The organism is Micromonospora fiedleri (assembly GCF_016774385.1).
GTDB classification, from domain to species: Bacteria; Actinomycetota; Actinomycetes; order Mycobacteriales; family Micromonosporaceae; genus Micromonospora; species Micromonospora gifhornensis.
Genome location: NZ_JAETXL010000005.1, coordinates 233,075 through 258,074, shown reverse-complemented (window position 1 = coordinate 258,074; position 25,000 = coordinate 233,075). Strand labels below are relative to the sequence as shown.

29 protein-coding genes are annotated in these 25,000 nt (G+C 70.5%); 19 read left to right on the top strand and 10 right to left on the bottom strand.

From position 1 onward, the window contains the following. Positions 1-50: 50 nt before the first annotated feature. Both JMF97_RS15310 and JMF97_RS15305 read right to left on the bottom strand, forming a co-directional pair. Entirely contained in the window at positions 51-458 is a 408-nt protein-coding gene (locus tag JMF97_RS15310) for a hypothetical protein (RefSeq protein ID WP_013735678.1), read from the bottom strand. Further along, positions 451-837, bottom strand: coding sequence for a hypothetical protein (locus JMF97_RS15305; protein ID WP_203222195.1), 387 nt, complete (start codon positions 835-837; stop codon positions 451-453). Before JMF97_RS15305 ends, JMF97_RS15310 begins: the two co-directional genes overlap by 8 nt. Positions 838-979: 142 nt before the next feature. On the opposite strand from JMF97_RS15305, the gene JMF97_RS15300 reads away from it, so the two are divergent. Then, positions 980-1,885, top strand: coding sequence for a Gfo/Idh/MocA family protein (locus JMF97_RS15300; RefSeq protein ID WP_203222194.1), 906 nt, complete (start codon positions 980-982; stop codon positions 1,883-1,885). Here JMF97_RS15300 and JMF97_RS15295 read toward each other — a convergent pair whose 3' ends face one another. After that, positions 1,886-2,083 (bottom strand): DUF2795 domain-containing protein, encoded by a 198-nt coding sequence (locus JMF97_RS15295; protein ID WP_013735675.1) that lies wholly within the window; start codon positions 2,081-2,083, stop codon positions 1,886-1,888. A gap of 86 nt (positions 2,084-2,169) precedes the next feature. Between JMF97_RS15295 and JMF97_RS15290 the strand changes: the two genes are divergently transcribed. Then, positions 2,170-3,426 carry an erythromycin esterase family protein gene (locus tag JMF97_RS15290; protein WP_203222193.1) on the top strand — a complete coding sequence of 419 codons (1,257 nt, stop codon included), beginning with the start codon at positions 2,170-2,172 and terminating at the stop codon, positions 3,424-3,426. Positions 3,427-3,477: 51 nt separating this feature from the next. On the opposite strand, the gene JMF97_RS15285 is transcribed toward JMF97_RS15290, so the two are convergent. Further along, entirely contained in the window at positions 3,478-5,718 is a 2,241-nt protein-coding gene (locus tag JMF97_RS15285) for an MMPL family transporter (protein ID WP_203222192.1), read from the bottom strand. Between the two features lie 36 nt (positions 5,719-5,754). Beyond that, complete coding sequence (locus JMF97_RS15280) at positions 5,755-6,303, bottom strand: TetR/AcrR family transcriptional regulator (RefSeq protein WP_203222191.1); 549 nt, start codon at positions 6,301-6,303, stop codon at positions 5,755-5,757. A gap of 127 nt (positions 6,304-6,430) precedes the next feature. Between JMF97_RS15280 and JMF97_RS15275 the strand changes: the two genes are divergently transcribed. After that, a complete protein-coding gene (locus tag JMF97_RS15275; RefSeq protein ID WP_203222190.1) occupies positions 6,431-7,201 on the top strand; it encodes an isocitrate lyase/PEP mutase family protein in 771 nt (256 codons plus the stop codon). Positions 7,202-7,271: 70 nt separating this feature from the next. Next, complete coding sequence (locus tag JMF97_RS15270) at positions 7,272-8,237, top strand: DNA polymerase domain-containing protein (protein WP_203222189.1); 966 nt, start codon at positions 7,272-7,274, stop codon at positions 8,235-8,237. Positions 8,238-8,373: 136 nt separating this feature from the next. Here JMF97_RS15270 and JMF97_RS15265 read toward each other — a convergent pair whose 3' ends face one another. After that, on the bottom strand, positions 8,374-8,910 hold the full coding sequence (locus JMF97_RS15265; protein WP_238359499.1) for a DoxX family membrane protein: 537 nt from the start codon (positions 8,908-8,910) through the stop codon (positions 8,374-8,376). Between the two features lie 254 nt (positions 8,911-9,164). Between JMF97_RS15265 and JMF97_RS15260 the strand changes: the two genes are divergently transcribed. From JMF97_RS15260 to JMF97_RS15250, 3 genes are all read left to right on the top strand, one after another. Next, a complete protein-coding gene (locus JMF97_RS15260) occupies positions 9,165-9,662 on the top strand; it encodes a YcxB family protein (protein ID WP_203222187.1) in 498 nt (165 codons plus the stop codon). A gap of 94 nt (positions 9,663-9,756) precedes the next feature. Then, positions 9,757-10,080: a cupin domain-containing protein gene (locus tag JMF97_RS15255; protein ID WP_203222186.1), complete on the top strand. Its 324-nt coding sequence runs from the start codon at positions 9,757-9,759 to the stop codon at positions 10,078-10,080. Between the two features lie 70 nt (positions 10,081-10,150). Next, positions 10,151-11,536 carry a serine/threonine-protein kinase gene (locus JMF97_RS15250; RefSeq protein ID WP_203222185.1) on the top strand — a complete coding sequence of 462 codons (1,386 nt, stop codon included), beginning with the start codon at positions 10,151-10,153 and terminating at the stop codon, positions 11,534-11,536. 1 nt (position 11,537) lies between these two features. Here JMF97_RS15250 and JMF97_RS15245 read toward each other — a convergent pair whose 3' ends face one another. Beyond that, complete coding sequence (locus tag JMF97_RS15245; RefSeq protein ID WP_203222184.1) at positions 11,538-12,551, bottom strand: hypothetical protein; 1,014 nt, start codon at positions 12,549-12,551, stop codon at positions 11,538-11,540. 97 nt (positions 12,552-12,648) lie between these two features. Further along, positions 12,649-13,212: an RNA polymerase sigma factor gene (locus JMF97_RS15240; RefSeq protein WP_203222183.1), complete on the bottom strand. Its 564-nt coding sequence runs from the start codon at positions 13,210-13,212 to the stop codon at positions 12,649-12,651. Between the two features lie 468 nt (positions 13,213-13,680). Between JMF97_RS15240 and JMF97_RS15235 the strand changes: the two genes are divergently transcribed. Next, entirely contained in the window at positions 13,681-14,097 is a 417-nt protein-coding gene (locus JMF97_RS15235) for a hypothetical protein (protein ID WP_203222182.1), read from the top strand. On the opposite strand, the gene JMF97_RS15230 is transcribed toward JMF97_RS15235, so the two are convergent. Both JMF97_RS15230 and JMF97_RS15225 read right to left on the bottom strand, forming a co-directional pair. Next, positions 14,098-14,844 carry a glycosyltransferase gene (locus JMF97_RS15230; protein ID WP_238359431.1) on the bottom strand — a complete coding sequence of 249 codons (747 nt, stop codon included), beginning with the start codon at positions 14,842-14,844 and terminating at the stop codon, positions 14,098-14,100. Further along, positions 14,841-15,632, bottom strand: coding sequence for a GntR family transcriptional regulator (locus JMF97_RS15225; RefSeq protein WP_238359430.1), 792 nt, complete (start codon positions 15,630-15,632; stop codon positions 14,841-14,843). The genes JMF97_RS15230 and JMF97_RS15225 overlap by 4 nt, the downstream gene beginning before the upstream one ends. Before the next feature lie 527 nt (positions 15,633-16,159). On the opposite strand from JMF97_RS15225, the gene JMF97_RS15220 reads away from it, so the two are divergent. The 11 genes from JMF97_RS15220 (at position 16,160) to JMF97_RS15170 (ending at position 24,607) form a co-directional block, all read left to right on the top strand. Beyond that, positions 16,160-16,408 carry a DUF6284 family protein gene (locus JMF97_RS15220; RefSeq protein WP_203222180.1) on the top strand — a complete coding sequence of 83 codons (249 nt, stop codon included), beginning with the start codon at positions 16,160-16,162 and terminating at the stop codon, positions 16,406-16,408. Continuing rightward, positions 16,408-16,782 (top strand): RRQRL motif-containing zinc-binding protein, encoded by a 375-nt coding sequence (locus JMF97_RS15215; RefSeq protein WP_203222179.1) that lies wholly within the window; start codon positions 16,408-16,410, stop codon positions 16,780-16,782. The genes JMF97_RS15220 and JMF97_RS15215 overlap by 1 nt, the downstream gene beginning before the upstream one ends. After that, complete coding sequence (locus tag JMF97_RS15210) at positions 16,779-17,657, top strand: ABC transporter permease (protein WP_203222178.1); 879 nt, start codon at positions 16,779-16,781, stop codon at positions 17,655-17,657. The genes JMF97_RS15215 and JMF97_RS15210 overlap by 4 nt, the downstream gene beginning before the upstream one ends. A gap of 3 nt (positions 17,658-17,660) precedes the next feature. Beyond that, positions 17,661-17,864 carry a hypothetical protein gene (locus tag JMF97_RS15205; RefSeq protein ID WP_307816921.1) on the top strand — a complete coding sequence of 68 codons (204 nt, stop codon included), beginning with the start codon at positions 17,661-17,663 and terminating at the stop codon, positions 17,862-17,864. A gap of 91 nt (positions 17,865-17,955) precedes the next feature. After that, positions 17,956-18,387, top strand: a complete 432-nt coding sequence (locus JMF97_RS15200; RefSeq protein ID WP_203222177.1) for a DUF3307 domain-containing protein — start codon at positions 17,956-17,958, stop codon at positions 18,385-18,387. 86 nt (positions 18,388-18,473) lie between these two features. Next, positions 18,474-18,686 (top strand): hypothetical protein, encoded by a 213-nt coding sequence (locus JMF97_RS15195; RefSeq protein WP_203222176.1) that lies wholly within the window; start codon positions 18,474-18,476, stop codon positions 18,684-18,686. Between the two features lie 92 nt (positions 18,687-18,778). Then, positions 18,779-20,986: a P-loop NTPase family protein gene (locus JMF97_RS15190; RefSeq protein ID WP_203222175.1), complete on the top strand. Its 2,208-nt coding sequence runs from the start codon at positions 18,779-18,781 to the stop codon at positions 20,984-20,986. Between the two features lie 386 nt (positions 20,987-21,372). Beyond that, a complete protein-coding gene (locus JMF97_RS15185; RefSeq protein ID WP_203222174.1) occupies positions 21,373-21,660 on the top strand; it encodes a hypothetical protein in 288 nt (95 codons plus the stop codon). 4 nt (positions 21,661-21,664) lie between these two features. Continuing rightward, on the top strand, positions 21,665-21,886 hold the full coding sequence (locus JMF97_RS15180; RefSeq protein ID WP_203222173.1) for a hypothetical protein: 222 nt from the start codon (positions 21,665-21,667) through the stop codon (positions 21,884-21,886). A 112-nt stretch (positions 21,887-21,998) separates the two neighbouring features. Continuing rightward, positions 21,999-23,048: a bifunctional DNA primase/polymerase gene (locus JMF97_RS15175; RefSeq protein WP_203222172.1), complete on the top strand. Its 1,050-nt coding sequence runs from the start codon at positions 21,999-22,001 to the stop codon at positions 23,046-23,048. Then, positions 23,045-24,607 carry a hypothetical protein gene (locus tag JMF97_RS15170; RefSeq protein ID WP_203222171.1) on the top strand — a complete coding sequence of 521 codons (1,563 nt, stop codon included), beginning with the start codon at positions 23,045-23,047 and terminating at the stop codon, positions 24,605-24,607. The genes JMF97_RS15175 and JMF97_RS15170 overlap by 4 nt, the downstream gene beginning before the upstream one ends. Positions 24,608-25,000 lie beyond the last annotated feature (393 nt).

Sequence of the window (25,000 nt, the reverse complement as noted above, 5' to 3'; positions counted from 1 at the left end):
GTTAAGAAGGGTCCCTTCCTATGCGCCAGGCGTTAAGAAGGGGCCCTTCCTTACCGGGTCCGGTAGAGCCAGGCGAGGCCGAGGACGGGCAGCAGCAGCGGGATGTAGCCGTAGCCGCTGCCGAAGCCGGACCAGACCGTCTCGTCCGGGAACAGGTCGGGCCGTACCAGGCTGAACGCGCCCACGCCCACCACGCCGACCAGTTCGACCGCGCAGCAGGCCAGCGCGACGCGACGACCCGCGTGTCCGGCCCTGGCCAGGCCGACCGCCGCCACGATGTAGACCACCGCGGCGAGCGCGGAGAGCAGGTACGCCAGCGGCGCCTCGTCGAGCCGGGTGACGATCTGCAGGGTGGCGCGACTGGTGGCGGCGATGGCGAAGATCAGGTAAACCGCGATCAGCAGCCGGCCGGGACCGGTGTTGGTCCGCACCGGCTGTTCGGTACGCGTCTCAGCCACCGAGCACCTCCCAGGTCTGCTGGAGCCGTACCACGACCACCGGGGTGACCAGGCAGATCGCGCAGACGATCGCCGAGCCCCAGCGGGTCGGCTCCATCTTGGCCAGCACCCCGGCCAGCGGCGGCAGGCAGACCAGCGTCACCAGGTAACCGAAGAAGGCCCCCGGCTCACCCGGCTGGTCGCCGCCGGCGAGCGCCACACCCGCCAGCACCGCCAGGGCGAGCAGAGCCAGTTCGAGGACGCCCAGGCCGATCAGCTGAATCCGGTCCGGTGCCCGGTGCCGCAGCGTGGCGATCAGCGCCCACGCGGCGACCAGCAGCGACAACACGATGGCCGCGACGGCCACTACGCCGTCGACCGGCGACGCGGCGGCGTTCATCGGACTCGTCCGGTGCTGGTTCCGATCACCGGCCCACTCTACTAATCCGCGTAGTAAGACCAGCCGGCACGGCGGGCGTACGTTCGGTGCGCCGCAGCGGGAGCGGTTAGCGTGGGCGCAGACGAGGCTGGAGGTACGGGTGATGCGGTTCGGGTTGTTCGGTACGGGTCACTGGGCGGCCCAGACGCACGGGGCGGCACTGGACGCCCACCCGAGGGCGGAACTGGTCGGCGTGTGGGGGCGCAACCGCGAACGGGCCGCCGCGCTGGCCACCCGCTACGGCGTAGAGGCGTACGACGAGGTCGACGCGTTGATCGAGGCGTGCGAGGCGGTCGCTGTCGCGTTGCCCCCGGACGTCCAGGCGGAGATCGCCGTACGGGCCGCCACCGCCGGGCGTCACCTGCTGCTGGACAAGCCGCTCGCGTTGACCGTCGCCGACGCCGATCGGGTGGTCGACGCGGCGGCCGGATCGGGCGTGGCGTCGGTGGTCTTCTTCACCGCTCGGTACCAGCCGGAGGTGGCCGGCTTTGTCGCCGCAGCGGCGGCCGCCGGTGGCTGGCAGACGGCCAACGTGATCCGGTTCGCCTCGATCTTCCAGCCCGGCAGTCCGTACGCCCAGTCGCCCTGGCGGCGCGAGCGCGGCGCGCTGTGGGACATCGGCCCGCACGCGCTGGCGATCCTGCTGCCGGTGCTGGGCCGGGTGACCCGGGTGGCCGCCGGCGACGGAGCGGGCGGCCTGGTGCACCTGCTGCTCACCCACGACGGCGGCGCCACCAGCAGCGTGTCGCTCACCCTGGACGCCCCGCCGGCGGCGGTGGCGGCGGAGTTCACCTTCTACGGCGACAACGGCGTCGAGACCCTGCCGTCCGGCGGCGCGAGTTCGGCGACCGCCTTCGGGGTGGCGATCGACCAACTGCTCGCGGAGGTCGACGCCGGCACCCGCGATCACCGGTGCGACGTGCGCTTCGGCCGTGAGGTGGTGAGCGTGCTCGCCGCCGCCGAGACCGCCCGGGCCCAGGGCACCGTCATCGACCTGCCGGCCCGCTGATCAATGGCCCCACGGGGCGGGCAGGGCGTCGGACAACTCCGCGGCGGAGCCGATCTGCTCCACCGGCAGGGCCCGTACGGCCTGCAACTGCTCGGTGCTCGCGCCGTTCTCCTGGCACCAGCGGATCAGGTCCTCGCGGGAGACGGGATAGTCCAGCCCTGCGAGATAGTCCGGCAGGGCGCCACCGCGGTCGGTCATGACCTCCGCTCTACCCACCCAACCGTGTCGGCACACCACCGAAAGGCCCTCGCGTTTGCCCGTCCGGGTGCCGGGTAGCCGCAGGCATGCTGGTACAGCGGCTCGGTGCGCCGAGCGACCTCGACCCGTTGCTGGAGCGAGCCCGGGACGCTCGGGTGGTGATGATCGGGGAGGCGACGCACGGCAGCCACGACTACTACCGCATCCGGGAACAGCTCACCCGACGGTTGATCGCCGAGTGCGGGTTCGACTTCGTCGCGGTGGAGGGTGACTGGCCGGACTGCGACCGGGTGCACCGCAGTGTCATCGGCGCGGCGGGCGGCGCGGTCGAGCCGCAGGTCGCGTTGGAGCGCTTCGAACGCTGGCCGACCTGGATGTGGGCCAACGCCGAGGTGGCCCGATTCTGCAGTTGGCTGCGGGCGTGGAACGTGGAGCGGGCCGAGGCGTCCCGGGTCGGCTTTCACGGCCTGGACGTCTACAGCCTGTGGGAGTCGATGCAGGCGATCTTCGACTACCTGGGCGAGGAGGACCCGGCGTCGCTGGAGGCGGCGCAGGACGCGTACCGGTGCTTCGAGCCGTACGGCAAGCGGGTCGAGGAGTACGGCCTGGCCAGCCGGTTCGTCTCGGCCCGCTGCGAGCAGGAGGTGGTGCGGCTGCTGGCGCGTACCCGGCAACTGGCCGCCGCCGACGGTCCGGACGCCTTCTCGGCCTGGCAGAACGCGGAGGTGGTGGCCGGCGCGGAGCGTTACTACCGGGAGATGGTCGCCGGTGGTCCGGGGTCGTGGAACGTACGCGACAGCCACATGGCCGACACGCTGGATCGGCTGCTGGAACGCTACGGGCCGGACGCCCGGGGGGTGGTCTGGGCGCACAACACCCACGTCGGTGACGCGCGGGCGACCGACATGGCCGCCGACGGGATGCTCAACATCGGCCAGTTGGCGCGGGAACGGCACGGTGCCGACGAGGTGGTGCTGATCGGCTTCGGCAGCTGGCGGGGATCGGTGATCGCGGCGCCGAGGTGGGGTTCGCCCGCCGAGGCGATGGTCGTACCGCCGGCCCGGGTCGGCTCGGTGGAGGACCTGCTGCACCAGCTCATGCCGAAGCGGGCGGTGCTGGTCTTCGGCGGCCCGGACCAGCCGGGCTGGGTCACCGAGCCGCTCGACCATCGGGCGATCGGCGTGGTGTACGACCCGTCCTTCGAGTCGTGGGGCAACTACGTGCCGACCCGGCTGGGACAGCGGTACGACGCGTTCATCTGGTGCGACGAGACGACGGCGCTGCATCCGCTGCCCGCGCTCACCACACCCGGCGAGATGGAGACGTACCCGGCGGGCGTGTGACGGCCCGCCGGGTCGACCGGGCCCCTGGGCGTCGCCAGGGGGCCCGGTCCCTTACACCGTCGCCTTGCTGTCGAGGGTGGCGCGCAGCTTCTCACCCTCGATGTCGACGTTGGGCAGCCCCCGGTCCAGCCAGCGCGGCAGCCACCAGGCAGCCTTGTCGAGCAGGGACATCACCGCCGGGACGATGGTCATCCGGACCACGAAGGCGTCGATCGCCACGCCGACGGCCAGCGCGAAGCCCATCGACTTGATCACCGGGTCGTCGAGGAAGACGAAGCCGCCGAAGACCGAGGTCATGATCAGCGCGGCGGCGGTGACCACCCGGGCACCGTGTCCCATCCCGTTGATGGTGGCCTGCTGGGCGGTGTCACCGTGCACGAAGTCCTCCCGCATCCGGGAGACCAGGAAGACCTCGTAGTCCATGGCCAGGCCGAACAGGATGCCGATGAGCAGGATCGGCAGGAAGCTGATCAGCGGGCCCGGGGTGTCCAGGCCGACCAGGTCGGCCAGGTGACCCTGCTGGAACACCGCCACCGTGAGACCGAAGGTGGCGGCCACGGTGAGCAGGAAGCCCAGCGCCGCCTTGACCGGCACCAGCAGCGAGCGGAACACCAGCATGAGCAGCAGGATCGACAACCCGACCACCAGCGCCAGGTAGACCGGCATCGCGTCGGAGAGCTTCTCCGAGATGTCGATGCCGACCGCGGTCACACCGGTCAGCAGGACGTCGGCGCCCGGCACGTCGGCGACGGCGGCCCGGATGTCGTGCACCATCGTCTCGGTGGCCGGGTCGGTCGGGCCGGTCTGCGGGATGACCCCGAGCAGCGCCGTCTTGCCGTCCGGGCTCAGCTGCGGCGGCGCCACCGCCAGCACGTTCTCGGTGCCCTGGACGAGGTTCGTCACCTGCGGGATGGCCGCGGTGGTGGCCTGCGCGTCGTCGCCGGCCACGACCACCGCGAGGCGGCCGGTGAAGCCGGGACCGAAGCCCTCGGTGATCAGGTCGTTGGAGACCCGGGCGGGGGTACCGGCCGGGGCGGTACCGGCGTCCGGCAGGGCCAGCCGCATGTCCGACGCGGGCAGCGCGAGCAACCCGAGACCGATGACGCCGACCAGGATCACCGGAATGCGGAACCGGGTGATCAGCCGGGCCCAGCGGAACCCGAAGGCCGAGCGGTCCTCGCCGGCCAGGGTGGCCGCCTCCGGTGCCGCGTGGTCGGTCGAGGCGCTGCCGGCGCCGTCGGCGATCCGGGAACTGTCCTCGGTCGTCACCGCGACGGAGGAACGCAGCCGCCGGGGCAGCACCCGGCCACCGGCGAAGCCCAGCAGGGCCGGCTGGAGCGTGATCGCCACCAGCACCGCGACGGTCACCGTACCGGCGGCGGCCAGACCCATGACGGTCAGGAACGGGATGTTCACCACGGCCAGGCCGGCCAGGGCGATCACCACGGTGGCACCGGCGAAGACCACGGCCGAACCGGCGGTGCCGACCGCGCGACCGACCGCCTCGTCGGCGGGTAGCCCGTCGAGCAGGTTCTGTCGGTAACGGGAGGTGATGAACAGCGAGTAGTCGATGCCGACGGCCAGGCCGAGCATCAGCGCCAGGATCGGTGCGGTGCTGGTCAGCTCGACCACGCTGCTGAGCGCGAACAGGCCGGCCATGCCGACACCGACGCCGATCAGCGCGTTGAGCATGGTCATGCCGGCGGCCACCAACGAGCCGAAGGTGATGATCAGGACGACCAGGGCCACCGCCACACCGATCGCCTCGGTGGAGCCGACCTCGGGCTCGGCGTTGAGCACCTCACCACCGGGGGCGACCTGCCAGCCCTCGGCCTGCGCCTGGGTGCCCACCTTTTCGTACGCGTCGCGCTGTTCGTCGGTCACCGTGTCCACGCCGCCGCTGAACTGCACCTGGATCAGCGCGTACTGGCCGTCGGGGGAGACGGCGCCGACCTGGAACGGGTTCACCGCGCCGACCACGCCGGGTACGGCGGTGGCCTCCTCGGTGACCTTCTGGACGACCGCCTGACCCTCGGGCGTGCCGAGCTGGCCGGGGTTCGGGGCCTTGACGGCGATCGTGCCGGTCGCGCCGGCGGCTGCCGGGAACTGCTCGGCGAGCAGGTCGATGGCGCGCTGGGACTCGGTGCCGGGCATGGAGAAGTTGCTGGCCGTCGGGCCGCGCAGGGTCGCTGCGGCCAGGCCGAGCGCGACGAGTACGACGAGCCAGATCGCGGCGACGAGTCGCCGCCGGCGCATCGAGCCCCGGCCGAGCCGGTAGAGCAGGGTCGCCATGAGGTCCTTTCCCTCAATCGTGGATGGTGGGACTGGTCAGCGGGCGGGCTCCAACGCCCGCCGCAGCAACGCCAGCAGGGCGTCGCGCAGTTCGTCGTCGGGTACGTCGGCGAACTCGCCGCAGGTCTCGGCGATGCCGGCGACCAGCACGAACGCGGCGACCCGGGCCGAGGGACGCTCGGACCGGGCGGCGAGCGCGTTGAGCAGCCGTTCGGAGATCTGCTGGATGTGGGTGAAGCCGGGCTGTTGCAGCAGGTTCGGAAATTCGCCACGCAGCAGCGCGATCTCGGCGCGGAAACGGACCGCCAGATCCACGAAACCCTCGGCGGCGGCCCGCTGGGCCCCCTCGGGGTCCGGCTGGGCCACGATCCGTTCGTCGAGCGTCCGCAGCGCCTCGATCGCCGGGGCCATCAGCTCGGTGAGGATGGCTTCCTTGTTGGCGAAGTGGTAGAGCACGGCCGCCTTGGAACAGCCCACCTCGCTGGCGATGTCCTGCAAGGAGGTGCCCCGGTAGCCGGTGACGCCGAACCGTCGCGCTGCGGCGGCCAGGATCTCGTCGTGGGTCTGCGGGGCGGGGCGAGCCATGACCACCAGCATGCCTGACCGATCGGTCAGGGGCTGACCGAACGGTCAGATTCGTGGTGTTCGCCACAGGCCACCGTCGGTGGATTGGATCTGCGCCGATACGTCCGGGCTGCCGAGAATCACCACCATGACCAACTCTGCGGCGGTCCGGGCGGCCGCCCTTCGTGCCCTGCATCGGCCCGGCGACCCGCTGGTGCTGCCGAACGCCTGGGACGTCGGCTCGGCCCGCGCGGTGGTCGAGGCCGGCTTCGGCGCGGTCGCCACCGCCAGCGCGGCCGTCTCCCAGTCACTCGGGTACGCCGACGGCGAGGGCACTCCGGCGGGGGAGATGTTCGCTGCCGTGTCCCGGATCACCCGCGCGGTGACCGTGCCGGTCACCGCCGATCTGGAGCGCGGGTACGGGCTGCCCCCGGTCGAGCTGGTCCAGCGGCTGCTCGACGCCGGGGCCGTCGGGCTGAACCTGGAGGACTCCGCACCGCACGACGGTGCGCTGGTGGACCCGCAGGAGCAGGCCGAACTACTGGCCGGGGTACGGGCCGCAGCCGACGCCGCCGGGGTGCCGATCGTGATCAACGCCCGGACGGACGTCTTCCTCCGCCAGCACGGCGAGCCGGCCGGACGACTCGACGAGGCGATCAGTCGAGCCCGGCGCTACCTGGCGGCCGGCGCGGACTGCGTCTACCCGATCATGCTCGCCGACCCCACCGAGCTGCGTACCTTCGTGGAGGCGGTGGCGGCACCGGTGAACGTGCTGGCCCGACCGGCGGCACCGGCACCGGCCGAGCTGGCGGCTCTCGGCGTGGCCCGGATCAGCTACGGTCCCGGCCTGTACGCGGCCACCCACGCGCACACCGCCCGGCTGCTCGCCTCGATCGCCGCCGGCGGCGGGCTCGCCTGAGCGACACGCCGGCCGGCGACGGGTGGCGTTTGCGGTTGACCGGCGGGCATCGAGCCGCGATGGTGGTCGGGTGAGCGGGGCAGCCGACGAGACCCGGGACGGGGTGCCGCTGACCAACCTGGACCAGGCGTTGTTCGACGGGTCCGGCGCGGTCAAGCGGGACCTGGTCGACTACCTCGACGCGATGGCCGACCGGATCGTGCCGCAGCTGCGCAACCGGCCGCTGTCGGTGGTCCGGGTCCGCCCGGGGCAGCCCCCGTTCATGCAGAAGAACCTGCCCCGATACACCCCCGACTGGGTACGGCGGGTGCCGATCTGGGCCGAGGCGTCCCGGCGGGAGATCGCGTACGCGCTCTGCGACGACCGCCGTACGCTGCTCTGGTTCGCCAACCAGCGGGCGGTCGAGTACCACCCCACCCTGGCCACGGCCGACGACCTGAGCCGCCCCACCCATCTCGTACTGGATCTCGACCCGCCGGAGGGCGACAGCTTCGCGGTCGGGGTGGCCGCGGCCCTGCTGGTCCGGCAGGCGTTGACCGATGCCGGACTGGCCGGCGCGGTGAAGACCAGCGGCGCCAAGGGCGTGCACGTCTTCGTCCCGGTCGCCCCCGGGCCGGACGCCGAGCAGTTGGCCGCCGCCACCCGGGCGCTGGCCGCCCGGGCACAACTGTTGGATCCGGCGCTGGCCACCACCGCCTTCATCCGCGAGGACCGCGACGGCAAGGTCTTCATCGACCCCACCCGCACCGGCGGCGCGACAGTGGTCTCCGTCTACAGTCCACGGCTGCGTCCCGGCGTACCGGTCTCCTTCCCGGTGCCCTGGGAGCAGGTGGAGTCGGTGACGCCGGCGGACTTCACCATCCGTACCGTCCCGGGTCTGTTGGCCCAGGGCGATCCCTGGGCGGACCTGATGCCGCCACCGCAGTCCCTCCCCGACGACCTGATCGAGGAAGGGCGGGCCATTCCGGTGCCCCGGGTGCAGGCCATGCACGAGGGCCGCCGCCGCGCCCGCGCCCGCCGTGCCGAGGCCGACTGAGCCGCCGCGCCCGCGCCCGCCGCGCGTAAGCCGACTGAGCCGGCACGTCGGCCGGTGTCCGTTGCGCCGGAAGCCTGCGGACATGGCGGTGCGCCGGACCGTGGGAACGGTCCGGCGCACCGGCGGTCGAGCAAGGTCAGAGCATCCAGCGGTTGCGCTGCACGAAGGGCAGCTGCGCCCAGCGCCGGCCGAGACCCCAGGTGTGTCCGGCGTACGCGGCGGCCAGGACCACCAGCACCACGGCGTACATCAGGTGGGAGTCGACAACCGGGTTGGTCGAACCGGTCGGGTCGCCGGCGGCGTTGAACCGGGCCAGCGGGAAGTCGGCCAGCCACATCAGCGCCATCATCAGGCTGCCCGAGGCGGCCGCGATGCGCAGGCCGATGCCGGCGAGCAGAGCGACACCGATGGCGGCCAGACCGACCATGAACAGCAGGTTCGCCCACCAGGCACCCGCGATCGAGTGGGCGATCGACTGGAAGGGTCCGACGTCGACGTTGGCCAGGAAGCCCTTGGTCGGGGAGCCGCCGTTGATCCAGGCCCGCTCGGTCGGGGTCGAGTAGCCGAGGCCGAACATCTTGTCCAGGAAGGCCCAGCCGAAGATCAGGCCGGTGGCGACCCGCAGCACGGCCAGGGCGCGGGCGGCGGTGGTGGTCAACATCGAGCCGGGCATCTCCGCCCGCTCAAGGGGCCGCTCGATCGAACGCTGGGTGTTGTGGTGGATGGTCATCGTTGCCTCCGGTGTCTGTTTCCGTCACCACTACTGTCGCCCCGGAGGCGGTGCCGCCGCGCGGGCCGGAACACCCCAAGCCACCGGGACCAAGGTCCCGACCTGAGGGGGTACGTTCAGCCCCGGCTCCCGTACCGCCTCAGGTGGCGGTAGGCGGCCGGCGGAGCGCCGAACCTGCGCGCCGGTATGGTTCTGGCGTGCACATCCGGTTCGACGTCCCCGCGGATCCCGCCTATCCGGGCCGGGTGGCCGCTGCGCTCAGCGGTGACCGGCTACGCAGGTACGGCTACGTCGGCGCGGTGCTCACGGCGGTCGGGGCGATCGGGTTCGTCGCCTCCCGGGGGACGTCCTGGGGTGAGCTGATCTCGCCGTTCTGGGTGACGATGGCCGTGGGTGGCCTGCTGGCGATGCTCTACTGGCCGTGGTTGCAGTTGCGGGCTCGACGCCGCTCCAGCGGCTACGCCGTGGACGGCAGCTACGAGATCACCGATGAGCAGATCCTGATGCGCAGCGGTACGGAGTCCGGGGGCATCGCCTGGGACGGCGTCGCCCGGGTGAAGGACACCCCGGATTTCTGGATCGTGTACGTCGGCGGGATGCCGGCGACCGTGATTCCCCGCTGGCTGATGTCCGCCGAGGACGCCGAGACGTTGCGCGCCTTCATGACCGGACGCGGGCTGCTCCAGACCCGATGACGCCACCGGGCGAGCGTCGATCGAGTACGGCAGCGGCAGCCGGCCGGCTCTGCCACGCTGGTCCATGACCGTCCCGCCCTCCAGGAGGTACCCGGTGTCCCCGTCCTCTCTCACCACGTTGACCGAGGAGCAGCTCGAACGCGCCCGCGCCACGGGCAGCGGTCGCAGCGCCCGGACCGTGCACGGCGGCGCGGGACTGCGGCAGACCCTGATCGCCCTGGTCGCCGGGCAGTCACTCGCGGAACACGACAGCCCCGGTGACGCGACGCTGCAGGTGCTGCGGGGACGGGTCCGGCTGGTCGCCGGCGACAGTTCGTGGACCGGCGGGGCGGGTGAGCTGCTGGCGATCCCGGACGCCCGACACTCGGTGCACGCCGACGAGGACTCGGCCGTCCTGCTCACCGTGGCCCTCAGGTAGCGCAGGAGCACCTGCGTAACCCCGATGCTGCCGGGCCGGCCGCGACGGGGTGGTTGGTACGGTGCGGGCTGTGCAGCCCACCCGGATCGGCTCCTACCGCATCGAGCGGCTGCTGGGGGTCGGCTCTTTCGCCACGGTCTGGCTCGGGTACGACGAGTCGCTCGACGCGCGGGTCGCGATCAAGGTGCTGGCCGAGAACTGGAGTCACGACCTGCGGGTACGCGAACGGTTCCGGCAGGAGGCTCGACTGCTGTGGCGGCTCGACCACGAGCGGCTGGTCAGCGTGCACGCGGTGGGCGAGCTGGACGACGGTCGGCCGTACGCGGTGCTGGCCTGGGCGGACGGCGGTAGCCTGCGCGACCGCCTCGCGGACGGACCGTTGCCGGCAGCGCAGAGTGTCCGGCTGCTGCGCGAGGTGGCCGCGGGCGTGGCGGTGCTCCACGACAGCGACGTCGTGCACCGGGACATCACCCCGGGCAACGTGCTGTTCCGGACCCGCGCCACCGGCGAGGAACAGGTGCTCATCGCGGATCTCGGCCTGGCCAAGGCGCTCGCGGCCGCGTCCGGTCTGACCGCCCGGGCCGGTACCCCCGGCTACATGGCACCGGAACAGGACGATCCGCTGGCGATCGTCGACGCCCGTGCCGACGTCTACGGCCTCGGCCGTCTCGGTGTCACGCTGCTGGCCGTGCCCCAGGACGGGCAGCCGCCGTCGACGACGTTCCGGTTGCGGCCGGAGGTGTCCGCGGCGGTCGCGGCGGTGTTGCGTACGGCGACCGCCGCGGTCCCGGCCGATCGGTACCCGGACGCGGCAGCTTTCGGCGCAGCGCTCGACACGGCGCTCGTGGTGTCGTCGGAGGTGGCAGAGCCGGGCGTTCCCACGCCGCCCCGACGCCGTCGCCTGGCGATGGTGAGCGCGACGGCGGCCGTCGCAGGTCTCACGCTCGCGGGAACCATCGGCGGCGCGGCCTGGGCATGGTCTCAGCGGGGTCCGCAGACCGGCACGGACCAGAGTGGACAGGTCAGCGTCACCCTGCCGGATGGTTGGCGCGTCACCGGTTCCGGCTGGTCAGGGCAGCGCAACGCCAACGGTGGACTGGAACCGGCGATGCTCATCTCGCCCGACCCGGACCGCTGGGCGTCGGACCCGGGTGTGCCGGGGGCGTTCGTCGGGGCGTCCGCTCAGCTGGCAGCTCGGACCACCCCGCGGCGGCTTGTCACCGGTCGGGAACACGCCCAGTGTGTGGCGTCGGGGGTGCGTACCACTCGCCAGGCCGGCATCGACTGGATGGTGGCGTCGTTCACCGGCTGCTCTTCCGGCAAACCGGAGGTCATCGAGGCCGCGGGGCTCACCCCGGACGGCGGCAGGCTGGTGTATGTGCAGGTCGCGCCCCCGGCAGGCGGCGGGACGAGCTTTGTCGACTCGCTGCTCGCCGGGGTGCGCGTATCCGGGTGACTCAGGGCAGCGGCACCGGGATCCGGACCTGCTTGCCACCGAGCCGGCCCCACTCGATCTCGACCTGGCCGGAGTCGGGGATGTCGTAGACGAGGTACTGGCGGTCGGTGGCCCCGGCGGCGACGTTCGTGGTCCCGCCCAACTCGGGGTAGTCGCCCAGCCGGTCGCCGTCGACGATCAGGTGGACGTCACCGCCGCTGCCGGTGGCGATGAAACAGCCGCTGCGGTTGGCCGGCCCGGTGACCGCGAGCCCGAGGTGAAGCTTGAGCCGACCGGCCTCGGCCTGCTTGGTGGTGTGCGACCGGCCGTCCTCGTCGAACCCCACCCAGTGGGCCAGGTACGCCTCCTCCACCTCGACCTTCAGCGGACAGCCGCTGTTGCCGGTGAGCACGGTGCCGGGCGAGGCCACGGTGATCGCCTTCGGGTATTCCGGCGTCGGCAGGTCGCCGATCAGCGGCAGACGCTCCTGCCGGTGACCGGCCGGGCCGAACACCAGCGAAGCCCTCTCCAGGCTTGCCCCGGCGGGCAGTTCGAAGGCGTACCACCCGGTGGCGGTTGCACCGGGAGCGATCACGTCGGTCGCCGGGCTGCCCGAGGAGTCGAGCGGGACCAGTTCGTCGTCGGCGAGCGCCAGGAAGACGCCGTCCTGGACGAGGAAGGTGGTGAAGTTGAGCTGGTTGGCGACCTTCACGGCGAGGTACGCGTAGTGGGCATCGCCGTACTCGGGGGTGCCGGTCGCGTTGCCGTAGCTGCGCGGGGTCTGCTGGGACACCTCCACCCCGGTCACGGTGATCTCGGCGTTCAGGTACGAGATCGACCGGGGGACGAAGCCCGTCAGCGGGACCGGTGCGCCCGGCGTCGGCGATGTGTCGGGTTCGGTGTCGAGGTTGGCGGCGGCTTGTTGACCGTCGAGCGGGGCGACAGGTTCCTCGGTGGCGCATCCGGCCGCGAGCACCGGGATGGCCACCGCCAGAGCGATGGCCTGGTACAGACGCCAGAGGGGTCGGCGTGGCATGCGGTCATCTCCTTGGGTCAGTGGATCTTCATAGTGTTGGTCCTCTGCCGCGTCGAGATTGTTCGGGCCACCCGCTGTGACCTGGCCCTCAACATGATCAGGAGCCGTTGGAGTGCGGCCCGGCGTCGGTGAGCCGGGCGCGCAGCCGGCGCCGTCCCTCGTGAATCCGGGACTTGACGGTGCCCTCGGGCAACCCCAGTAGTTGGGCGACCTCGCGGTAGCTCAGTCCCATCACGTCCCGCAGCGCCACCGGCTCCGCGAGGTCCGCGCCGATGGCGTCGAGTCCTTCCAGCAGGTCCAGCCGGGTACCGGCGATCACGCTGGTACGAGCGGGATCGGCCCGGTCCGGAGGCAGGGCGCTTGCGGTCTCGACCATCCACCGTCGTCGCAGCGCGTGATAGGTCGAGCGGGACCGGTTGGCGGCGACCCGGTAGAGCCAGGTCCGGAAGGACGACCGCCCGTCGAACGCCTCGATGCCGGTGGCCAGCGCGAGCAGCGTGTCCTGGCAGGCTTCCTCGGCGTTCTCCCGGTTGGGCAGGAACCGCCCGCAGAGCCGCAGCACCTCCGGCCGTACCTGGGCGAGCAGCGCCTCCAGCGCGTCCCGGTCTCCGCCGGCGGCGGCTCGCGCCGTCCGTTCGACCACATCATGATCATCTGGCATCAGGGCAGTGTATGAGTCGCCGTTGAGCAGGGCGAACGCCCTCTGAAGAGTCGACGTGCAGGCGCTGTGGTCGCAGACCCGACCAGGCCGGAGAGACGACTAAGGCCGCTGATCGGGCTTGCCCGGAGTCAGCGGCCTTCGTGTGCTTGTCACATCTGGTGCCCCCGGCAGGATTCGAACCTGCGCCCCCGCCTCCGGAGGGATGCGCCTTTCTACTCCACGCACACCCGTGAGCTGGGTGAACGCTCGCTGGCGCACGCGATCTTGGGCAACTTTGCCACGTATATGGCGCAGGGGCCGCCGAGGTGCATGGGCTAGCGCTGTAGGTGATCAAGGCGGTAACGTCGGGCCGTGATCGCGTCGCCACGTCTCGCGCGGTCATGGGTTACCCGAGCCCTGATTGCCGTCACAGCCGTCGTGTCCGCACTGTGTGTGGGAGTGCCCGCAGGGTGGGCAGGGTGGGTAGCTGTGAAGACGGTTGAGGCGGGTCGAGGCGAGGCGACACCGGTTGCCGCCGCCGACGCCTACCTTCTGGCCGTCTTTGCCTCTACTGACGGCTTCGGCGTGGACCGCTGTGTGTGCGACGACCGTCGCAGCGAACTCCTGGCAGATGCGGACCTGATGCGGCGGCAGGTTGCGGCCACCGGAAGGGATTTCAAGGTCCAGGGGACCGACTGGAAGGCGATTGCAGGCGGCGGCACTGTCTCGGCGCAAGTTAAATTCATCGTCACTGACGTTGATGCCGCTACCGGCCGCGTGCTCTTTGTTCACGGGACCGCGCATGAATGGGTATTTCACACGAAGCGAGAGCGGGGCATCGATGGAGGCTGGAAGGTTTGCCGCATCGACGCCCCGCCCTTGTGTGGAACGCACATTCGTTGCTAATTATGGGCGCTGCATCGCAAGTAGGGCTTGAGCCCTTGATTCGATGACCGCGAAACGCGCCCGGCGCTCCGTCTCATCCGCGTGTTCTGGCTGGGCTGTACTCTGTGAAGGCCATTTTCGGTACAGTAATCCTGTCTCGGCTATGAAGTAGCCCGGCATTAGGATGCTTGCGGCAATCAGTAGTCCGGTGTCCTCTGAGGCGGGTAGCGCCATCCATCCACCCAGCCCGATAATCAGGTCACGTCTAATGCACATCGTTCCCGGCACGACGGGCGGTCGATAATCATGGGTGCGCCAGTAATCGAAAATCAACCCACGGGGCATAATCCCTTCTGGCGGATCGTTTTCCGGAAAAGCGACAAGTGATCCGTCTGGCAGTAGATCCGTGGCGCTGGAAACTGTCCAGCCCACATTGGGGTTGCTCTCCAGGGTGTCGATGTCCCTCGCTAGGCTTCCATCGGCTAACAGGTCGTCCGCGTCAAACGACTTGATGAGTGTCCCAGTGCTCCTGGCCAGGGCCATCGTTCGCGCAACCGCCGCACCGGCGTGACGATTGCGAGCGACCTTTATGCGACTATCCGCCGGTAGCGAGATTCCTTCGCCATTTTCACCATCGATCTGAACCATCCATTCCCAGCGCCAGCCAGGCGGTAGCTGTTGAGAGAACAGGGATTTTCCGGCCTCGGTCAGGTGGATGGAGTTGGGGGGATAAACGGGTGTAATCACCGAGATTACGTTTTCCATCATTGCCACCTGTCTAGCTCGATGTTGTAAACAAGCTGGGTGCGATCTCCGGCCAAAACCGTATCGGCGATCTCAACCACTCGACCGTTAATGTCATAAGATATCTTGCGTAGGTCGAACACTGAAACGCCGGAATCGATTCCCAATTGTTCGGCTTCACTGGCCGATGGTGGCCGGGCAATGATTTGCTCCCTAATTCTCCCTAGCTCGATTCCGATTGTGTATAGTTGCGCCTGTGTGCCGCCCGGCCATGGCTCATTTGCGGAGTCGAGAAGGTGCGGGTTCTCGGCCACTACATCATAAACCAGCAGTGATTGCCCGAGTCCTAGCGGATATTCTTCGCTCTTGGGTTTGGTTCGGTAAACTCTTTTCAAGAGCTTAGTCCCTGCCGGAACGCCGAATATCTCGGCCAAATCTTCGCTGGCTGGCGTTACCGAATAGTCGGCCCGAAAATCTAGATCCTTCATTTCGAGCCCTGTGTCTCGCTCGGTCGCTCCCGTGCCGAAGCGTTCGGCGTGCGGCAGTCGGGCGCGCTCTTTCTCCCACTGGTGACGGGAGGCATCACGCACTACGCGCTGTCGTGGCTTGCGTACGAACGTGCCGTAGCCGTGCCGCTTCTCGATCAGTCCCTCTGCCGCTAGCTCGTCCAGCGCGCGTCGCATGGTCACCAGGCTGACCCGGTAGCGATCTCGCAGGGCCGTTTCTGGCGGGAGTTGCTGTCCGGGTCGGAGAGTGCCTTGTGCGATCTGTTCTCGCAGGTCATCCGCGATCCGATCGTACTTCGTCGCCATGGTCATACCTCTCGGGTCGAGTCACCCCCGATCTTACGGTCCTCTGAAGCTCTTGACATCGGGTCTTTCGTCACTAGGCTGTGGTCATCTGGTCCTTCAGAGGACTAGAGCTAGCAATCTCCGGTTGGTTGCTGCGTCGGCGTTGCGGCTTCGGCTGCGGCGTGCGCGAACGGACCGCCGTGTGGTCGTTCATTGAGAAGTGAAGATGGCCGTCGCCTCCGCTGATAAGGCGACCCGCGCGGGACTTAGGTGCCCGCGCTGAACTGCGGTTTTAGTAGCGAACCGCGCTGGGAGCGTGGCCAGCCCCGGCCACGCTCCCGGCTTCCCCCGTCTTGATTCCCCCGCTTGTGGAGGTGAGCCGTCATGGCCGTGAGTGTCTTCGCTGCCGTCCGTGTGACCACCCGCAACAGCGCCGTGTGGCGTACCTGCCGCCGCTGCGGCGTGCTCGCCCCGCTGGCTCCTGATGAGCGTCACTGCCGGGCCTGCCCGTCGTCGCGCTCTCGCCGATCCGGAAGGAACCGATCGAAGTGATTACCAACCTGTCCGCCGTCACCGCTGAGCCGACCGCCGCCGACCTGGCCGCGATCGACGCCGAGTGGCCGCTGATTGCCGCCGAGCTGGACGTGTTGGACGCGCAGATAACCCTGCTCTACGCCGAGGACCACGGCGGCCCGACCGTCCTGGACTGGCGCAGGCTGCGTCGGGCGGAGTCCCGCGTGACGCGGGCCGCCGCCGACCTGGCGACCCGTTCCGCCGACCCGCACCGCGCGGCCTGATGTCGCGTATCCGCGCCGCGTTCCACGACCCGGACGGGTCGCGGTACGGCATCCCGACGTTCTGGTGGAAGGGTGCCCCGCCGGGCTACGCCACCCGCCGCCAATTGCGCGCCGCTGGTCTGCGGCCCGCCGGTCAGCCGGTGGCCGCGCAGATCCTCTGGCGCGGTGTCGGCGGTACCCGCGCCGCCTACCTGTACCGGCTGGAGCTGGCCCGGCCGAAGCGCACCGCCACCCCTGCCCAACTGCGCGCCATCGCCGCCGCCCTGACGGCCCGCCGGACCTGCCGCGTCTGCGGAGAGGTGCGGCCCTACTACATCCCGCGCTCGCTCGGTGAGTGCGTCGACTGCGCCTATCCCCAGGAGGAAGCCGCATGACCGCCCCCACGATCAACGGCAGCGCCTACCCGCGCGCACTGGACGACCTGATGCCCGCCGCGCGGCAGGTGCCCGTGCGTGACGGCGAACTGGTCCCGTCCCGCCGACGACTGATGGCCGACCTCAAGATTGGTAACGACAAGGCCGCCGCGATCCGTGAGCGGCTCATCAGCGAGGCCGAGCAGAACGCCAAGAGCGAGGCGTACCGCGACCTGTCGGCCCAGGATGCGGAAGCGCGTGCCCTCCGGAGGGACGCGGATGACACCGCGCCCGACTCGACCGTCGCCCCGAACCCGTCCGACCCTGCCGACCGGCAGACTGCTGATCAGTCGACGCAGGTCCGAGCCGTCGAAGACGCGGATGACACCGACTCTCCGGTGGCCGCCGCCGAGCCGGATAAGCAGCCCACGGCGGTCGGACACCCAGGCACGCCCAGCCCTGACAAGCCGACCAAGCCGGTTGCCGCGTGGCCGGTGATCCTGCTCGCGTTGCCCGCGTTTGTCGCGGTGTGGTCCGGGTGGGTCGGGCTCGGTGGACTCACCGGGTTCGGGGTGGTGCACCCGCTGCCGGGTATCTGGGACAGCCTGGCCATCAACACGGCGATCACTCTGCCGATCGGTGTGGAGACGTACGGGGCGTTCGCCCTCTACGTGTGGCTGTCCGGGCGGGTGCCGCCCCGTGCGCTGCGGTTTGCCAAGTGGTCGGCACTCGGGTCACTACTCGTCGGCGCACTCGGTCAGGTGGCCTATCACCTGCTGGTCGCCGCCGGGATCACGGTCGCCCCGTGGTGGATCACCACCGCCGTATCGGTGCTGCCCGTGGCCGTGCTCGGCATGGGTGCTGCCCTGGCTCACCTCGTGCGAGAGGACCACTGACCCGTGACCAACTCCGCTGACCTGCCGCCGACGCGCCGCACCACCGGCCGTGTGTGGCACCTGTTCAACCTTCTGGCGCTGGCCAATCTGGTCCTGTTGTTCACCGCCGACGACACCGCCGCCCGTGTGCTGCACGCGATCGGTACCGCCGCGTTCGCGGTCGCCGCGATGGCGGCCCGCCCGCCCCGGCCCGCCCGGCGTCCCTGACCCCGCCCGGCGGCACGGCCCCTGGCTCGCAACCTGTGCCGTGCCGCCGGCCCCCATCCCTCAGTCCTTTCGGACCTCAGGAGGAAACACCATGCTCGCAGATCCCACCGACCCCCGCGCCGCCGTGTTCGCCGCCGTGTTCGTCGCCCTCTACGCCGCACACCAGGTCGCCGATCACTGGATTCAGACCCAGCATCAGGCCGACTGCAAGGGGCAGCCCGGATGGGCAGGCCGTCTCGCCTGTGCCGCGCACGTCGCCACCTACACGGCTACGGCGGTGCTGGCGTTGGTGTTCCTGATCGCTGGCACCGGCCTACGCCTCGACCCCTCCGGGGTGGCGGTCGGCCTCGGCATCTCCGCCGTCACGCACTACATCGCCGACCGCCGCACCCCACTGCGCTGGATCGCCGATCAGCTCCGTAAGTCCCCGGCCTGGCTGGACAAGGCGGGCGGCATGTACGCCCTCGATCAGTCCTGGCACGTCGGGTGGCTGTTCATCGCCGCGCTGTTCTGCGCGGTCTGACGGCTTCCGCCGCCACCGGCTCATCACCCGGTGGCGTGCGGTGGCCGCCAGACCCGCTGACGGCACCAACCGGAAGGACACCACCTGTGGCGATCTCGTCCTGCGACCAGTGCGGCAAGGGCTTCCGCAGCGTCTCCATCGACGACACCGGAACCCTGGCCATCTGCACCGCCGGCCACTACAACTTCGACCCCACCACGACCAGCACCAGCAGCGTGCAGACCGGCGCGGTGCAGGTGAACGGCCAGTCCGCGATCGGCAACGGCGCGGTCGCGATCGGCCGCCGCAAGCGGCGCTGACCCCACCCGGCGGCACGGCCCACCGGCCTCGCAAACCACGGGCCGTGCCGCCAGCCCCAACTGATCCCCTGACCTGTTGGAGGAACCCCATCATGACTGCCCCTGATGATGACCGTTTCGACTGGCACGCCGCCGAGGCGGACCTGACCGCCGGGCCGGATGCCGAGGTGGTCGACCTGGACGACGCCCGCGCCCGTCGTGCTCCCCGCCCGCGCCCACCGGCCGACCCCGACACCGACGACCCGGACGACGCCGAGGATGCGGAGACGGTTGACGCGGGACCGGAGCGGGTCGGCGGGCCGGTGGACATGGCCGACGACATCCCCGCCGAGGTGGTGGCCCGGCAGCGTGAGCGTCGGCCGATCCTGGCCGAGTGGGCGCGCTCGGGGCGTGCCCTGCGCGCCGCTGTGAAGCATCAGAGCAAGGACGCCGGGTATGTGGTCGCGTATCACGGTGTGCGGTTGCCGAAGTACGCGGTGAAAGCCCTGGCGTGGGCTCCGATCGGTGCGGTCCGCAGCATCGGCCACGCCGTACGTTGGGCGAGCGCTGAGGAAGGGAACTGGCACCTGCGGCAGGCCGCCGCGTCGCGGGGTGACGCCGATACCTGGTTGAAGCTGGACGCCCGCCGTCAGCGTCAGTCGGTGTGGCGGTGGTGGGTGCTCGCGGCCGGAACCGCGGGGACCGGTACCGGCGTGATCGTGCTCGCGGCCGGGCCGTCGTGGTGGTCGGCGGTGGTCGGTGGTGTGGTGGTGCCGTGGCTGGCGACCCGTGGTCGCCCGGCGGACCGGCCGATCACGGACCGGGTGACCGAGGGCACCCGCTACCGCAAGCTGACCGCCGACCTGGTGCGCCGCGCGCTCACGTCGCTGCAAATGCCCGCCATCAACAGCGCGGTGGCGAAAGACCCGAAGGCCATCAGCTTCCCGGTCGACATCCACCGCGACGGCCCCGGTCACCTCGCCGTGGTCGACCTCCCGTACGGGGTGGAAGCCGCCGAGGTGGTCGCCCGACGCGGCAAGCTGGCATCGGCGATGCGGTTGCCGCTGGATCAGGTCTGGCCCGAACCCGCCCCCGGTCACACCGGCCGCCTCGCCTTGTGGGTCGGGTACGAACCGGCGTCGCAGATGAAGCAACCCGCCTGGCCGCTCCTGGCCAGCGGCGCGAAGGTGGATGTGTTCAAGCCGTTCCCGTTCGCCACCACGCCCCGCCTCGACACGGTGGCGGTGGATCTGATGTTCCGCAACTTCCTGTTCGGTGGCCAACCTGGGTCCGGGAAGACGTTCGCGTTGCGGGACCTGATCCTGGCCGCCGCCCTCGACCCCCGCACCGAGATCCGAGGCTACGAGTTGAAGGGCGTCGGGGACTTCGCCGTGTTGGAACCGGTCATGGCCGAGTACGGCAACGGCTTCGACGACGACACCCTCGCCCGCTGCTTCGCCTTCATCGAGTGGCTGTACGAGGAGTGCCGCCGCCGCTCCAAGCGCATCGAGCACTACGCGAGGCTCGGGAAGGCACCGGAGAACAAGGTCACCCCCGAACTGGCATCGCTCAAAGAGTCCGGCCTGCATCCGTTGGTGGCGTGGTTCGATGAGTTGCAAGAGCTGATGACCAGCAAGTACGGCAAAGACGCCGGAGAACTCCTAGAAAAGGTCATCAAGCTCGGCCGCGCCCTTGGGGTGATCATCCTGATCGGTACGCAGATCCCCGACAAGGACAGCCTGCCGACCGGCATCACCCGCAACGTCAACTCCCGCTTCTGCCTGTCCGTCGCTGACCAGACGGCCAACGACATGATCCTCGGGACGTCGGCGTACAAGAACGGGTACCGGGCCACCGTGTTCCAACCGGTCATCGAAGCCGGATGGGGCATCCTGCGCGGCTTCGGCACGAAAGCGTCGGCGGTCCGGTCGTTCTACGTCGACACCACCGCCGCCGCCCGCATCGTCACCCGCGCCGTGGCGCTGCGGCAGAGCGCCGGGACGCTGCCCAAGCCGGACGAGCAGACCCGCGACATCGCCCCGGTGGCCGACGTGCTCGGCGACCTCGCCCGCGTGTGGCCGGGCGACGAGAAGTCGGCGTGGAACGAGACGCTGTGCGGTCTGCTCGCCGAACTGCGACCCGACGTCTACGGCGGATGGGAAGCCGCACAACTCACCACCGCACTCAAACCCCACCCGGCCGTGAAGGTCGGCGACGTGGGCCGCCGCATCGACGGCAAGTCGGTCACCCGGCGCGGCATCAAACACACCGACCTACTCGCGGCGATTGCGGAGCGTGACCGCAAGCGGTCCGCCGGCTGACCGCCGCCAGGGTGCTAGCGCTAGCGGCCCGTGCTGCTAGCGCTAGCACCCCCGCTAGCACCCAAACCGAATCATGAGCTGCCCTCTAGCGGATAGCAGCTCACAGCCGCTCACGCCCAAAAACCGGCCCTGGAGGCTGCCGTGGACCCCCTGACCATCGCCGCTATCACCCTCACCAGCATCCCTGCACTGGTCACGCTCGGTTACGGCATCCTGTGCTGGGTCAGCCCGTTCACCACCTGCCGACGCTGCGCGGGCACCGGTCAAACCACTACCCGTTTCCTGCGTCGGCCGCGTGCGTGCCGCCGCTGCGACCGGGGCATGAGGTTGCGCACCGGACGGCGCGTCTACAACGTCTTCCATCGGCTACGCGCTGAGGCGCACCGATGAGCCGCCGCGCCGCCGGTCACACCGGCTGGTGCGGCCGGGACCACCGATGCGGACTCGGCGAGCACCGCTCCGACGAAATCGTGGTCGACCTCGCGGGCCGCGCCCGTGCCGTCCTCGTCCGGGTGCGGACCGCCGCCGGACGTGACCACGCCGAGATCCGCGTTCGCGTGGCGCTCGCCCCTACCGAGGTGGCCGCCCGCCGTCAGTTGGTCGGGCTGCTCGGTGACCTGCGGCAGGCGGTCACCCGCGCCGCCATCGCGGGTCGATCCCGGCCGAGGTGGTGACCCGATGGCCGCCCGGTGGCTGGTGGCCAGCGCCGCGTTGGGGCGGCCGGTGACCGGCGATGAGCCGTACCCGCATGTCTGCCGACGCCGCATCGACGGCACCAACACCCGCAGCGGCCGGGCGGTCTACCTGCAACGCCGGGACTGCGCCGCCTGCGTTCAGGAGTACCGCCCGCCCCGCGCGGCCCGGCCCTCGCGCCCCGACGCGCGGCCGGTGGCCGCCTGAGAACCGATATCGGCGCGCTTCGCGCGCTCACTACCTGGTGGCCGGTGTCCGCGCGGCCCGGCCGCCGGTGCGCCGCCGCCGACATCGCCTGCAATGAAAGGAGAGGTTCATCGTGCCCTCTGCCGATCTGCTGACCTGCGCTCTTGCCTACGCGGCGCGTGGCTGGCACGTCTTCCCGCTACGCCCCGACCGACCCGACGCCACCGACCCGGACGCGGCGAAACGGCCCGCGTTCCCGAACCGGTGCACCGCCGAGCGGTGCGACCTCAGTGACGCGCGTTGCCGGGCCGCCGGGCGGCATGTCGGGTGGGAGGAACGGGCCACCACCGACCCGGACCGTATCCGGCGGGCCTGGTCGACCCGCCCCTACGGGGTGGGGATCGCGTGCGGGCCGTCCGGGCTGGTCGTGGTCGACCTCGACGTGCCCAAGCACCCCGACGACACGCCCCCGCCGGAATGGGCCAGGGTGTGCGACGGGCGTGACGTGTTCGCCATCCTCGCCGGGCGGCACGGCACCCCGACCACGCGGGTTACCGGGTTCGGTGCGGACGACACCACGCCGCCGGGTGTCGATCACACCTACACGGTGCTGACGCCCAGCGGTGGTACCCACCTGTACTACCGGCACCCAACCGGCGGGCCGTTGCTGCGCAACACGACCAGCGACCGGGGGCGCGGGTTGGGGTGGAAGGTCGACACCCGCGCTCACGGCGGCTACGTCGTGGCCGCCGGATCGACCGTGACGGGCCGCCCCTACCAGGTGGCGTTGGACTGCGACCCCGCACCGCTGCCGGGCTGGATCGCCGACCTGACCGCAGCACCGGCCCGCCCGGCGGCCCGCCCGGCGGCGGTCACGCTTCCACCGGACCGGCACGGCCGGTACGTGGCCGCCGCGATCCGCCGCCAGGTCGACCACCTCACCGCCGCCGCCGAGGGTGCCCGTAACCATGCCCTGTTCACCTCGGCGGTGGCGCTCGGTCAACTGGTGGCCGGGGGTGCCCTGACCGACGCCGACGTGTACGCGGTGCTGGAACCGGCCGCGCGGGCGCTGCCCGGACGGCGGCCCCTGACCGATCGGGAGATCGCGCGGACCATCGCGTCCGGGCTGCGCGTCGGTGCCCGCCGCCCGCGTCGGCTGACCGACCTCGGGAGGGCGGCATGAGCGGCACCCGGTTGCAGGTCGGCACCGGTCCGGAAACGATCCGCACACTCAAAGCCGCGTTGGTCGACGGCTTGCTGCCGGACACCTACGTATCCGCCGGGCAACTGGTGCACATGGAAGCCGTCTCGGGCGGCCTCGCCCCGGCCGCCGACGAGGACTCACCGCTACCCGTCAGCGCGAGCACGGTCACCCCCGCCGGGCTGGCCGGGCTGCTCGCCGAACACGCCTACGTCTACCGGCTGCGCACACGCAAGGGTGACGGCGGCGACCCGGAGGTGTTCGAGGAAGAAGTCACCCCACCCCGTGACGCCCTGTCGTCCGTGCTGGCCGGGAAGACGTGGCCGGGGGTGCCACCGCTGCGGGGGATCATCGGCGCTCCCGTGTTGCGCCGTGACGGCACTCTGTTGCAGACCCCCGGCTACGACCCCACCACCGGCCTCTATCTCGCCTCCAAGGTGGCGCTACCACCCGTCCCCGACGCACCCACCCCCGAGCAGGTGTCCGACGCGCGCACGTTCCTACTCGGCCGGTTCCTGCGCGACTTCCCCTGGGCCAGCGCCGCCGACCGGGCCAACTACGTGGCGTTGCTGGCCACGCCGATCCTGCGGCACTTCACCCGCTCCCTGACCCCGTTCGCCCTCATCGACGCCACCATGCCATCGAGCGGTAAGACGATCCTGACCGCCGGGCCGGGAATGCTCTACGGGCAGCGCGTCATGCCCTGGGCGTACTCGGATGAGGAACTACGCAAGTCCATCACCGCCGTGCTCGCTGAGCAGGTGGGCGTGGTCATCTGGGACAACCTGGCGGAAGGCACCGTGATTGACTCGGCGGTGCTCGCGCAGCTCGTCACCACCGGCGTGTGGTCGGACCGGCAGTTGGGCGCGTCCCGCAACATCGCCACCGTCAACGACCGGCTATGGATGGCCACCGGCAACAACCTGCAAGTTGGCGGAGACATGGCCTCCCGCACGGTGCGGGTCCACTTGGACCCGAACATGCCCCGCCCCGAACTGCGCGACCAGTCGGGGTTCGGTATCCCTCACCTTGACCAATGGATCACGGTTCCCGCGAACCAACTCACGGTCCTGTGGCATCTCCTGGTGCTGGTGCTCGACTGGACGCGGCAGGGAGCACCCCGTGTGTCCGGGTTGTCGATGCGGCAGTTCACGCCGTGGGCGCAAGCACTCGGCGGCTTCCTCGCCCACCACGACATCGACGGGTTCCTGGCCAACGCCGCCGACGTGCGCGAGATTGACGAAGACGAAACACGGTGGCGGGCATTCCTCGCCACCTGGCACGACCGGCACGGCGATCGACCCATGACCGCCGCCGATCTGCGCCGCGACGCCGAACCCATGCACCTCGGTAGCGACGTTCACGACCCGTGGGACGGCCAGTTCATCACCACCCACAACGGCCGCCTACCCAACCCGCTCCAACTCGGTCGACTGCTCACCGGTCAGGCCGGACGGTGGCGCGGTGAACACGTGGTCCGGGCCGGACGCAACGACCGAGGCGACCGGGCCGTGTTCTGGGTCGACCGGCACCAGGGCTGAAACCCGCTGAACCATCTCCGCATCTCCGCAACGCCGCACCAACCCGCCACCACCAGCGGAAACAGTCTGCGGAGATCAGAACATCAGGACCGGTCGATCTCCGCATCTCCGCACGATCTTGCGGAGATGACCCCTGGTTGCGGAGATGACCCCTCGATGGCACTCCGCATCTCCGCAAGCATTTGCCCAGCTCGCGGCCATGTTTGCGGAGATGCGGAGATGCGGAGATGGTTCAGCCCTCCCCGCACCAGCAACGACGGGCCGCCGCCCGACCGCGCAGGGCGGCCCGCTGAGAGCCACACAGACGCATCGGCCCTATGCCTAACACCAACCATGCCCGGATCTTGCGTCTACGGCCCTCTCGGCGGGCCGCCCTGCGCCCTTCTGCGGCGA